The sequence below is a fragment of the Pseudonocardia sp. ICBG1142 genome, from assembly GCF_020496255.1.
Classification (GTDB): Bacteria; Actinomycetota; Actinomycetes; order Mycobacteriales; family Pseudonocardiaceae; genus Pseudonocardia.
In genome coordinates, this window is the sequence record NZ_JAHLJC010000037.1 from 1 (window position 1) to 11,787 (window position 11,787).

The following is an 11,787-nucleotide window of genomic DNA, read 5'->3' on the forward strand; positions in this document are numbered from 1 at the left end:
GGTCGAGCTGGGCCCGGCGACGGTCCCGATCGGTGTGCAGGCCGGTCCCGCCTCGGGGCCGCCGTCGCGAGCGGCCCACTTGTAGAACCAGGGCACCGAGACTCCCAACAGGTCGCAGGACAGCACGTGCGGCACCCGGTACAAGGTCCTCTGGTCAGCGATGAAGCGTGCCACGCTCACCTCGTCGCCTCTTTCACCCACCCGACCACGGATCGCTTGAGGACATCACGCTCCATCCGGAGCTCGGCGTTCTCCGCGCGGAGGCGTTTCAGCTCCGCGACCGCGTCCGGGCCAGCCCGTCGCGGCCGGCAGCATCGTCACGTGCACGGGTCACCCACGTGCCCAACGTGCCCTCGTTGATCCCCAGATCGCGGGCGACCTGCGCGATCGGTTTCCCCGTCTCGGCAACGATCCGGACCGCCTCGTCACGGAACTCCCGGTCGTACACCCTGCGTGTCTCTGACATCGCCACTCCCTATAGCCGATGCCTCCACGATCCGGGGGGGGGGGGGGGGAAGCACACAGACTCCAGCCTGCACGGCGCAGACGCGCCGGCCCTTCTCAAACACGGTCTCAGAACCATGTACCTGCCCACGGGGCCGGGGCGGCGACGGCGAACAGCACGTCCGCTCGCGCGGCCGCTCCTGGGGTGTGCTCGACCCATAACCCGGCCGTGCACAATCTCGACGGCATCCGGTCACCGAGAAACGCTGGCATCAATGTGCTCGCACTACATTCCAGATCAGGCAGGACCCCCTTCGCCGGCTCGACACCACTCACCCCGATCCGCCAGGTACCGGCGCCATCACCCAGAGCGAGCGGTCCCGATTCACGCACCCGCAGCACCACCGGATCGCCCGACCCCCAGCTTCGAGCCGACAACGCGGCAGAAATATCGACGAGGCACGCCCACAGCTCATCACCCCGCCCGAGCACCTGCCGCTGACGTGAATCAGCAAGCATCAGATCAAGGTCCTCATCCAGCGGGCGCCCCCACCCCACCACCGAATCAACGAGATCCAGACCCGTCACAAACCGCCATAATCCAGCTGTAGCCGCCGCCGACGACGCCCATAATTGCTGGACCCCAACCTCGGCGGGCCAATCACGATCCGGACCGACCTTGCCGCTCACCCACACAACGAATCCGTCATCGCCCGCCGTTCCGGAATGCACAGCAATACCCTGATAACCCGAACCCGCGAACCCCGGCGTCGCCCCTGACGCCGGCTCCAGGGCATGCCGCCACCACTGCGGCGGACGAGTCAACCCACCGGGACGCCCACCAGCAAGGCGTTCCTGCAGAACAGGCAGCACGGCCGCCGCCTCGGCGCGATCCAGCATCCGGACCCGCCTCCCAGTCGCGGTGTCCGGGCCGCACTCGGGCCGCCACTCTGCCCGGACAGGGACACGCACCGTCTCACTCCGGGACACAACGCCGTAACCATAACGCCCGTAGATCCCCGTCTGTGTCGCATGCAGAACCGCCGCGACATCACCGCGCTCCCGGGCCTGGCCGAGCTGAGTGCCCATCAACGCAGACAACCGGCCCTTCCGTGTGGAATCAGCCCGAACTCCCACACCCGTCACTGCTGACGCGGAAACCCGGGCCCCACCCGGCAACGTCCACTGAGTCGGAAAGGAATGTGCTGTCCCGACAATCTCGCCATTCGCACCCCGGACGCCCAGCCAACACTCATCATCGAAAAGGTCGTCGCCGACCCACCCTTCACGCCATTCTTCGATACCCACCGGAGCTTTATGCAGCGCACCTAGAAACACATTGAACGCAGCACGGCGATCGACCAGATCAACAAGAACCTCAACATCGGCCACACTCAGGACCTCGAATCTCTCTAGTCGCTCACCACTACATGAAATCCACAGAGAAACCTGCACTCAGGGCAGCTATCGCCACCATCTACTCCATCGCGCGCCGTCGACCGCCGCGCCTGTCGGTGAGCACAGCCCCCTCACCGAGCGGCGATCAGTATCCGGGCGGCGTCGGGCTCGTGGGCTTGGACGAACATGACCCGCGCCGCAGCAGCAGCAACCGTGTGGTGCAGGTGACTCCGTACCCCGCGTTCCCGCAGCTCATCGGGGTACGGAGAAGTCTTGATTCCTATTAAGCGGTCGCGATGAATGATGTCGGCCTGGCGTCTGCCTTGACGCGCACGGCATAGTGTGCTCCATCGTGGAGCTCGAAAGGTAGCTCGTGGCGCGGCAGCGTTGCCCCGATCGTGATTGATGCGGCATGACAAGTTCCGAACAACGCAAGACTCCAAGAGCGGCCTTCCGCGGTAGAAAGTGTAAGCGGCGTTCCTCCTTGTTTTTCTGACCGAGTCACGATTAGGTGCCATTCGGACGTCGTCTCGTCGATTCGGCGAATTGTTGTGGCGAAAGTCAGGACGTCTCTCTGGCGGTTTACTCGGGCGTAGGCAAGGTCGGTGCCGAGTTCATCAGGGTCTAGGGTGAATGCGTCGCGCAGATGGAGCACCACGCGCGGGAAGTCCCGCAGAATCGTTTCGACATGGTTATGTTCTGTGACGCGGCGCCGCTCTTCTCGCCAGGCCCACACCAGGTCAAGCGTGCGCATCGCGGGGGCCGCCGTCGTCGAAGGGACGGCCGGCCGTTTCATCGGTTCCATGAGGGTCGGCGCGGCGGTCCGCGGTGACGTCGGCGTGCCGTTCTGACACGGCACGTTCTTGTTCACGTGCCTGCTCGCGGGCCCGGTCCAGCGCTGCGGTCTCGGCGGCCGGGTCGGGAGTGAACAGGGTCCCGGGTGTGGAGCGGCCTGCAGCTCCGAGCTCGTTCATCCGCTTCGGAACGGGGGCCCCCTGATACTCCAGCTTGACGGGATGGCTGTGCTCGTCGACCCCGGTGAGCGGCTGGTGCACTTCGATGTATGCCCCGTGTGGGAGTCGTTTGATGATACCGGTCTCCAGACCGTGTTCCAGTACAGCGCGGTCGGACTTCTGTAGACCCAGGCACCACCGGTAGGCGACCCAGTACACGATCGGCGGCACGATCAGCAGACCGATACGCCCGGCCCAGGTCGTTGCGTTGAGCGAGATGTGGAAGAACAGCGAGATCCAGTCGTTGAACCCGCAGAGGACCAGCCACAGGTAGAACGCGATCCCCATCGCCCCCAGGGCTGTGCGGACCGGGACGTCACGCGGGCGCTGGAGCAGGTTGTGATGCGCATCGTCACCGGTGAACCGCCGCTCGATCTTCGGGTAGGCCGATGCAAGCATGAACAGCACCGGCAGGAACGCTGCGGTAGGCAGGAATGCCGACGGGATCGTGTAGGTGTCAAACAAGTAGAACTCCCAGGGCGGGAAGATCCGCCCCATGCCCTCGGAGAACAGCATGTAGAAGTCCGGCTGCGAGCCAGCGGAGACATGCGAGGGATCGAAGGGCCCGAAGAACCAGATCCGGTTGATCTCGAACAGCCCGGAGACGATGATGAGGATGCCAGCGACAATGAAAAAGAACGCACCACCCTTAGCCGCGAACTGCGGCATGATCCGGACACCGACCACGTTGTTCTCCGTCCGGCCCACTCCGGGGAACTGGGTGTGCTTCTGATACCAGACAAGACCGAGGTGGACTGCAATCAGGGCGAGCAAGATCCCAGGAAGAATTAGGACGTGGATGATGTAGAGCCGCGGGATGATCTCGGTGCCCATGAAATCCCCGCCGAACAGCGCCCAGTGCATCCAGGTCCCCACGACCGGGACCGACAGGGTGATACCGGAAGCGATCCGCAAGCCGATCCCAGAAAGCAACTCGTCGGGCAGCGAGTAGCCACTGAAACCCGCAAAGGTAGCGATCAGGATTAGATTAACCCCGATCGCCCAGTTAGCCTCTCGAGGCTTACGGAACGCTCCAGTAAAGAACACCCGGAACATGTGACACATCATCGACGCCACAAACAACAGAGCGGACCAGTGGTGCAGCTGACGCATGAACAGCCCACCGCGCACCTCGAAGGTCAGCGCGAGTGCTGACTCGTAAGCCCGAGACATATGCACGCCGCGGAGCGGATTGTAGGGGCCGTTGTAGACGACCTCTCCCATCGAGGGATCGAAGAACAACGCCAGATAGACCCCCGAGAGAATGACGATGATGAAGCTGTAGAGCGCGATCTCGCCCAGCATGAACGACCAGTGGGTCGGGAAGACCTTGTTGAGCTGTTGACGCAGCCCCGCGGCTGGGCGATACCGCTGGTCGGCTTGTTCCAGGGCCTCAACGACCCGCTTCTTCATCTGCAGCCCCCCTGGACGAGGCCGTGAGGTTGGGCTCATGTCGCCGGGTTTCCTCCTCGGTGGTCCACCGGAAAAACGGACGGGCCGTGCGGTGTCGATGAGATGTCGTTCATGTCTGATGTCGATGACAGCTGGGCACTGCTCCTACTACATGAGTTTCTACTGTTCGACAGCCCTGGCGAAGCCGAGGGGGACAGCTCCCCGGTGCGGCGACGCTTCCAGCCGAGGTCCGGAAGGTCCGACAGGGTGGACGGCCCCTCTCGGGCCTGCTCAGGTGAGCAGCGGTCTCAGCGCCGCGCGGAGTAGGTCTGCTACCTCTATCGACGCTTCCTGTACCGGCGTCCGGCCCGGCGATCATCGCGTGACAGGGGAGTCCTCTCACCGAGCACCAGCGGAGCAACTGATGCCAACCAGTTGTCTCCCGGGCTTTTGTCCCGCCGTGAGGCGATTCGATAAACCGCCTACGTCTCTCAGACCAGACTCCTCCAAGGGGAACGGAACCCTAGACGCGCCCCCACCATAGCGGTGGATCGCCACAGACTATAGCCGGCTCGGTCGGAGCCCGTCGGGCGGGACCACCCGTGCGTGACCGCGGCTACAGCGACCCTCGCAGTAGTCGGGTCACGGCTCCGGCCGGAATCCAGCGCCTCGCATGGGCCAGGAGCCGGCAAACTCGGGCACCGCCAACAGTCACGGTCGCATGAATACGGTGGAGGCTTCGGTCACCACGGAGCGCTTACTCGACTCTGGCTTGCTATGTTGCAGCGTGAAGGTTGGAGAAGCCTTGCGGACGAGGTGAACCAGTACCCGCGCAGCGACAAGACTGGTTCAGGGAGTTCCTGGTGGCTTGGGGTATCTTGATCGCGTCCGGCGTCCTTGAGGCGGTATGGGCGACAGCACTGTCGTCCTCGGACGGATTTAAGCGTCGCAAACCGACGGTCGTCTTCGCCGTCGCGCTTGTGTTCAGCATGATCGGCCTTGCTGTGGCGATGCAGACCCTGCCCACCGGTACATCGTACGCGGTCTGGGTCGGCGTTGGCGCCGTGCTGACCGCCGGGTGGGCGATCTTCCGCGGCAAAGAGAAGGCCACACCGATGAAGGTGCTCCTGCTCGCCGGGCTGGTCGGCAGCGTCGTCGCGCTCAAGGTGGTGTCGTGATGAGCTGGATTGTCCTGGTCGTCAGCGCAGTGTTCGAGGCAGTCTGGGCGACCGCACTCGGACAGTCCGATGGATTCAGCAAGCCAGCCCCAACAGTAGTCTTCGTGATCTTCCTGACCCTGAGTATGATCGGGTTGGCGCTCGCGATGCGCCACATCCCGGTCAGCGTCGCGTACTCAGTCTGGATCGGGATCGGCGCCGTGCTCACCGTCGCCTACGCCATGTTGACTGGCGGCGAGCAGTTCACCACAGCCAAAGCCGTCGTGCTGACCATCCTGATCAGCTGCATCGTCGGTCTGAAATTCACCAAGGCCCCAACTCCGACGACGGAAGCGACGGCTGAGGCACCGTCGGCCGCCACCGAGCAACCGAAGTGACGACTTGGAGCTCGCGCGGATTGGTTACAGCTTGGCCGCGGCCGAGTGTCTGGGGCGAGGGCGGGCACGGGCCTGCCGATCATGAAGTTGTCTACGCTTCGTGATCGTCTGGAGGCCGCGTGCCCGTCCTGCCATCATGGCTGACCGAGCCGCTGTGGGACCAATTCGCCGCGCTGCTGCCCGCACGGGCCGAGTTCGATCGGTGAGGTCCGGCCGCTGCTGGCCGGGCGTGGTCACGCGGTGCCTGACCGGCCTGGAGTACGGCTGCGCACGCTGGCTGACGTGGTTGCCTACGCCGAGCATGAGGGAGTCGTCCTGCGGCTGGATGCGACCGAGACCCAGGTCAACCGACCCGCCGCGCACCGACCAGGCCGGCGGGCCTTCATCTCAGGGAAGAAGAACCTGAACACCATCAAGACCACGATCATCAGCGACGGTGCGGGACGCACCCTATGGACCGGGGCGCACCGGCCGGGACGCCAACACGACCAGACCGCGTTCGACACTGAGGGCATCGATGACCTCCTCGATCACTTCCCGCACGCCAGAGCGCTGGTCGACGCCGGTTATCGCGGACTCCGGAAGCGTCATCGGGGTCAGATCGTTGCTCCGCCCCCGAGTACTCGTTCCCGCAACACGGTCTCTGTCGTCACCGCCGATATCCGAGACCGGGCTCGGCAGCGTCACTCCTCCCAGCGGATCGCGGTCGAGCACGCGATCGCCGCACACAAGCAGTGACGCGGCCTGCGGCGCTGGACTCACCAGCGCGCACACCTGCCCGAGACCTACCGGGCGATCGCCGGTCTGGTCTCCGACCGCGACGCCATGCGATAGGCCCTCACCGAGCACCTCTGAGGCCAGCACATCCCAACCCCAATAGCGCATGAACTCGTAAGCCCTTGCGCGGCACACGGCTCGAACACCGTGGTCCTGTCCGGGCGCCCTGGCTGCTCTGCGGAGTGCCCCAGACCCCTCTGGAACGTACCGACGCCGCTGCCTGTGTCCTTCGCGGTCTCGGCATCGAGAACGAGCGGCTTCCCGGGGTGCCCCGGTTCTGCCTCCACGCACTGCTGCGCAGATAGTGGGATGCCGGCGCCTGCCCCGCCGCGGTACTGCACGCCATCGACCACCACCCCGACTGGCCCGACCACCACCGCGGAGACATGCTCCGCGGCGGCCGCGACCCGATCGCCATCCGCGGCGCACGACTGCGACCATGGACCGGGCGACTCGGCGAGCTGCCCGCCAGCCTCCTCGGACACCCGGGCAACTACGTCGCCGCCCGCTACGAACGCCAGCAGCGCCGCTCCCCCGTCGCCGTACAGCCCACCGACCGCACGCCGGTGGCGCCCGATCCCTCCAACCGCCGCAACGCCGCCCAGGCCGCAGCGCTCGCGTCCTTCGCCACCCACCAGGCCCGTACGAACCTGGGCAAGCCCAGTGCCGCGCACTGAACGCGACGCTGCTTCCAGCGGAAGCACCCATCAGACACGACAAATATATACAATCCATATATATTGGGATGACCGCGGCGCGTTGCAGTTCGAGCGCTCGCGGGAGGATGCACCCAACATCGAGGGGAAGCGGGACACCTCATGCCACCGAGGCGACAGCCAGGACTCACCGTCGGCGCAGCCGCACGGATCGGGCGCCGAGCATCCGGCGAGGGTGCTTCCAGCGGAAGCACCGCCACCGCCACCGCCACCGCGACCGCGGAGGCTCCGCAGGCCCGGGCGGGGATTCTCGGGGCCATCAGCGCAGCCGCCGAGCAGCCGCCGGCGCCGGGGGAGCGGATCGTCGACGTCGACGTCGCGCACCTCACTCCGCACCCCGACAACATCCGCGACAGCCTCGGCGACGTCACCGGCCTCGGTGAGTCCATCGCCGAGCGCGGCGTGCTGCAGCCCCTCGTCGTGGTGAGCCGGGCCGCCTTCACTGCCCAGCGGTCCGACGTCGAGCTGGACGTGGCCGTTCAGTACGTCATCGTTGCTGGGCACCGTCGCCACGCCGGCGCCGTCCACACCGGCGTTCCGACCGTGCCGGTCGTCGTGCGCGATGCGCTCGCCGGCGACGACGACGCCGTCCTGTCGATGATCGTCGAGAACGTGCAGCGCACCGACCTGAGTCCGATCGAGCAGGCCCGCGCCTTCGGGCGGCTGCGTGATCGCGGCTGGTCCGAGCGTCGCATCGCCAAGGAGACCGGGGTCAGTCCCGGCCAGGTGCACAAGCGGCTGCAGCTGTTGCGGCTGCCGGCCAAGCTCGCGGCCGCGCTCGTAGACGGAGAGCTGACCGTCACCGACGCGCTGCGGCTGCTGGAACTGCCCGACAGCGAGATCTCCTCGGCCTGGTCGCAGGCCAAGCGCGAGGAGTACCGCGGCATCAACGGCGTGGTCACGGCCCGCCTGGCCGCGCTCGCCGCCCGTGAACGCGGCGAGCAGCTGCGCACCGCACTCACTGCCGCCGGGCTTCGCCTCATCGACGACCCTGACGCCGAGTTCGGCAGCCGCCCCTGGAACCACCTGCTCCCGAGCGCGTACTCGGTGCCCGGCGCCGACCCGGCCGTGCGCGGCATCGCCAGCGGCGACGACGCCGTACCGCCGCCCGCCGACGTTCTCGCGCACGTCTACGCCCAGGGCGAGCGACTGCACCTGTCCTGGTACTCCACCCAGGCGCGGGAGGACGAGCCCCGCAGCGGTGGGGGGGAACCGTCGCGCCCGCCGAGCCGAGTGCTTCCAGCGGAAGCGGTTCCGCGGGTGCTTTCAGCGGAAGCCCCGACGCACCGGCGACCACGGTCGACCCCGCCGAGGCGCAGGAGCGCGCCCCTCTGCTGCGTGAACGTCAGGAACGTGCCGAGGTCGCCCGCGCTGCCAGCGAGGCCCGCGCCGCGGCGTGCGCCCGCATCGTGACCGGGCGACTGGACCCCGAGCTCGCCGTGGAGATCCTCGCCGACGCCGTGCTTGTCGACGTCGTTCTCGAGCCCTATGAGTACGCCGCGGTCGCCGCCGAGTTCTGCGGACAGCTCGTCGACGAAGACGTCGACGCCGGCGACGACCCCGTCTCGACGTGGCTGCACCGCCAGGCCACCGCCGGGCCGCTGGCTGCGCGCCGAGCCGCCGTGGCCGTCGCGCTCGCCGAGGTCGAGAACAGCCTCGGCTGGGCCGGCGGAGACGGCCGCGACTGGACCTCCCACGAGGCCCGGCACGTGCGGCGCCTGGCCGCGCACGGCGGCTACGAACTCACCTCCGACGACGAGCAGCGGCTCGCCGTCCTCACCATGAGTGCTTCCGCCGGAAGCACCCCCGCAGACGGAGCCACCTCATGACCGTGATTGCCGTTGGCAACCAGGCCGGCAGCGCCGGGAAGACTACCCTCGTGGTCAACGTCGGCGCGCGGCTGGCTCAGCTCGGCCACCGGGTGCGGGTCATCGACCTGGACGCGCAGGGCAACGCCTCCCACTGGCTCGGCCATCCCGAGCCCCTGCCCGACGACGCCGGCAACGTCGCCCCGGCCGGGCTCGGGACCTACGAGCTCCTCTTCGACGGCGCGGCGATCCTCGCCACGGAACGTCCCGTCGAGGAGCTCGACACGCTCACCGTGGTGCCCTCTCACCCGACACGGATGGAGGGCGCCGACGTCGAGCTGTCGAAAGTCCTCGGCGGCGAGCAGCGGCTGCGCATGGCGCTGCAGGCGGCCGTCGACGACGCCGACGTCGTGACCCTGCTCGACTGCCCGGGGTCGCTCGGCACGCTCACCGTGTCCGCGCTCGTCGCAGCCGACGTCGCGGTGACCGTGTTCGCGCCGGCCGAGAAGGAGGCTGGCGGCGTCGGGAAGTTCGAGGCCACCATCGAGACCGTCGCCAAGGCCTACAACCCTCAGCTGCGGCTCGTCGCGGCGGCACCGTCCATCGTGCCGTCGGCCGGCAGCTACTACCGCGACGTGCTCGACCAGGTTCGCAGCGCATGGGGCGGCATCGTCACCCCTGCCGTGCGCCGCTCCGTCCGGGTCCCTGAGGCCTACAGCGCGCAGATGCCGCTGTGCCTCTACGGCCCCGACGAGCCCGTCACCGCCGACGTGGCCGCCGTCGTCGAACACCTGCAGACCGCCGGCGTCGTCGGTCTCGGCGCCGCCCGGTGAACCAACCCCGCCCGCGCCGCCGCGGTGGAGTCCTGGCACGCCCTGCTGCAGAACAACGTCCTGGACCGGCACCGCTGGCACACCCGCGACCAGCTCCACGACGCGATCATCTTCTGGATCGAACGCACCTACAACCGCCGACGCCGACAACGCGGCCTCGGCAAACTCACCCCCGTCGAGTACGAACTCACCTTCACCACCCAGACCACCACCCCCGCACCATGATCACCACTTAACCACTGTCAACCAACACTGCAGCAAACCCCATCAGGTCGCTACTGCAATCCCGACAGAACCGGACCACCGCGCCGGCCGCGGCCTCCGCCACCGCGCGACCACCAGCTGGGACACACCGCGAGTGACACACCGACGCATCAAGCGACGTCCGCCACCCCCACCCGAGTGGGCATCCCCGACATCTCGACTGCGCTGCGCGACAACCGCACGTCGACCGGGTGGTGGTGTGTGGTCTGCAGTTTCCCAGCCTGGAGCCTCTCGTTACAGCTAGAGGCTTATTCAGGCCCCGTGAAATAACGATCTAGCCCGGCGTGTCGGGTTGGGCGACAGCCCGTCCATCGCGAATATTGGTTTGCCGAATCAATCCGAGATGAACGGGCTGCCGCAGTATGTACTATACCACTGGTTTCCGGCGTGATGAAATTCAGGATCTTGTCGCTATAGTGTATGAGCAGGATCAGCGGGACGCGACGGAGGCACGTTTGTCTTGGCCGCCGGTTCTGGGGTTGTTCTGGTCGGTGGTGATCACGTTGGCGTATCTGCGCGGGAATCGTGTGCAGTGGGAGTTGGCGGAAACCTATGGGGTGTCGCAGTCGACGGTTAGTCGAGCGATCACGGGGGTGACACCGTTGCTGGCACAGGCGCTGCGGAGTGTCGTTCCGACGGCAGAGGAGCTTCGTGCCGATCGGCAGTACATCATCGATGGAACCTTGCTGCCCTGCTGGTCATGGGCCGCGGTGCCGGGTCTGTGGTCGGGCAAGCATCGCACCACCGGCGTCGTCGTCCAGGTCGCAGCCACCCTGGAAGGGCAGCTGTCGTGGATCTCCGACCCGACCCCAGGCTCCCGACACGACCTATATTGCCTCGACCAATCCGGCGCCCTCGACCACCTCGCCACATACCCCCCGATCGGCGATAAAGGATACATCGGGCGCGGCATGCTCACCCCGTTCAAAAAACCACCCGGCCGGGAACTTCTCAACTGGCAAAAAACATTCAACAAGAGCCTCAACCACACACGCGCCACCATCGAACGAGTCATCGCCCATATCAAAACGTGGAAAGTTCTCCACACAGACTACCGGCGGCCCTACGCCACATTTAAAACGACAATCTCGGCAGTCATCGGACTCATCTTCTACACACTTACCTGACGGAGCCTGAATAAGCCTCCTAGTACGGGCTCCCCCCTTCATATTCGAGTACCAGCACTATCTGGAGGACATGCGTGATGTGGAAGAAGACCGGGATCGTGGTGGCCGCCTCAGCGGCATCGCTGATGGCGCTCTCGCCGGTGGCGATGGCTCACACCAGCGGTGACCACGGCGACCACGGAATCGACAAGAGCTCGAAGGGGCTGATCTCGGGCCTGAACGGCAACAACATCAACGTGCCGATCCAGGTCTGCAACAACAACATCCCCGTCAACCTCATCGGCGCCCAGGTCCCCATCGAAGACCTCGGCCTGGGCAACGGGCTCACCGGCGCGCTGGGGATCCTCGGCTCTGGCACCGCGAAGTCCGGACACTCGGTCACCGACCAGTCCGACACCTGCGCCCAGACCGGCGCCGCCGGCGACGCCGCCATCAGCGGCAAGTAACACCCCGCGCCGCT

14 protein-coding genes, 1 pseudogene and 1 riboswitch are annotated in these 11,787 nt (G+C 66.5%); of the genes and pseudogenes, 10 read left to right on the forward strand and 5 right to left on the reverse strand.

The window, feature by feature from the left end:
• The 5 genes from KPL59_RS33300 to KPL59_RS33320 all read right to left on the reverse strand — a co-directional run.
• Positions 1-180: hypothetical protein (locus KPL59_RS33300; protein ID WP_226363197.1), on the reverse strand; the 180-nt coding region annotated here is incomplete at its 3' end.
• A gap of 88 nt (positions 181-268) precedes the next feature.
• Positions 269-448, reverse strand: a complete 180-nt coding sequence (locus KPL59_RS33305; protein WP_308187997.1) for a transposase — start codon at positions 446-448, stop codon at positions 269-271.
• Positions 449-573: 125 nt separating this feature from the next.
• Complete coding sequence (locus KPL59_RS33310; RefSeq protein ID WP_226358242.1) at positions 574-1,836, reverse strand: GNAT family N-acetyltransferase; 1,263 nt, start codon at positions 1,834-1,836, stop codon at positions 574-576.
• Between the two features lie 289 nt (positions 1,837-2,125).
• Entirely contained in the window at positions 2,126-2,596 is a 471-nt protein-coding gene (locus KPL59_RS33315; RefSeq protein WP_226358241.1) for a hypothetical protein, read from the reverse strand.
• Positions 2,583-4,307, reverse strand: coding sequence for a cytochrome bc complex cytochrome b subunit (locus KPL59_RS33320; RefSeq protein ID WP_374111699.1), 1,725 nt, complete (start codon positions 4,305-4,307; stop codon positions 2,583-2,585). Before KPL59_RS33320 ends, KPL59_RS33315 begins: the two co-directional genes overlap by 14 nt.
• A 377-nt stretch (positions 4,308-4,684) precedes the next feature.
• Positions 4,685-4,785, reverse strand: a riboswitch (guanidine-I (ykkC/yxkD leader).
• Positions 4,786-5,110: 325 nt separating this feature from the next.
• Between KPL59_RS33320 and KPL59_RS33325 the strand changes: the two genes are divergently transcribed.
• The 10 genes and pseudogenes from KPL59_RS33325 to KPL59_RS33370 all read left to right on the forward strand — a co-directional run bounded on the left by KPL59_RS33325 (position 5,111) and on the right by KPL59_RS33370 (position 11,773).
• Positions 5,111-5,425, forward strand: a complete 315-nt coding sequence (locus tag KPL59_RS33325) for a multidrug efflux SMR transporter (protein ID WP_226358239.1) — start codon at positions 5,111-5,113, stop codon at positions 5,423-5,425.
• Positions 5,425-5,802, forward strand: a complete 378-nt coding sequence (locus KPL59_RS33330; protein WP_226358238.1) for a multidrug efflux SMR transporter — start codon at positions 5,425-5,427, stop codon at positions 5,800-5,802. The genes KPL59_RS33325 and KPL59_RS33330 overlap by 1 nt, the downstream gene beginning before the upstream one ends.
• A 282-nt stretch (positions 5,803-6,084) precedes the next feature.
• Positions 6,085-6,540 carry a transposase family protein gene (locus KPL59_RS33335; protein WP_226363192.1) on the forward strand — a complete coding sequence of 152 codons (456 nt, stop codon included), beginning with the start codon at positions 6,085-6,087 and terminating at the stop codon, positions 6,538-6,540.
• Between the two features lie 425 nt (positions 6,541-6,965).
• Complete coding sequence (locus KPL59_RS33340) at positions 6,966-7,256, forward strand: hypothetical protein (RefSeq protein ID WP_226358237.1); 291 nt, start codon at positions 6,966-6,968, stop codon at positions 7,254-7,256.
• 141 nt (positions 7,257-7,397) lie between these two features.
• Positions 7,398-8,708, forward strand: coding sequence for a ParB/RepB/Spo0J family partition protein (locus KPL59_RS33345; RefSeq protein WP_226363193.1), 1,311 nt, complete (start codon positions 7,398-7,400; stop codon positions 8,706-8,708).
• Complete coding sequence (locus KPL59_RS33350; RefSeq protein WP_226363194.1) at positions 8,705-9,124, forward strand: hypothetical protein; 420 nt, start codon at positions 8,705-8,707, stop codon at positions 9,122-9,124. The genes KPL59_RS33345 and KPL59_RS33350 overlap by 4 nt, the downstream gene beginning before the upstream one ends.
• Positions 9,121-9,936 (forward strand): ParA family protein, encoded by an 816-nt coding sequence (locus KPL59_RS33355; RefSeq protein WP_226358235.1) that lies wholly within the window; start codon positions 9,121-9,123, stop codon positions 9,934-9,936. The genes KPL59_RS33350 and KPL59_RS33355 overlap by 4 nt, the downstream gene beginning before the upstream one ends.
• Positions 9,937-9,954: 18 nt before the next feature.
• A pseudogene (locus KPL59_RS33360) lies at positions 9,955-10,161 on the forward strand (IS3 family transposase); the annotation flags it as partial.
• A 401-nt stretch (positions 10,162-10,562) separates the two neighbouring features.
• Positions 10,563-11,327, forward strand: a complete 765-nt coding sequence (locus tag KPL59_RS33365; protein WP_226359656.1) for a transposase — start codon at positions 10,563-10,565, stop codon at positions 11,325-11,327.
• 77 nt (positions 11,328-11,404) lie between these two features.
• Positions 11,405-11,773, forward strand: coding sequence for a hypothetical protein (locus KPL59_RS33370; RefSeq protein ID WP_226363195.1), 369 nt, complete (start codon positions 11,405-11,407; stop codon positions 11,771-11,773).
• The last annotated feature ends 14 nt before the right edge of the window (positions 11,774-11,787 follow it).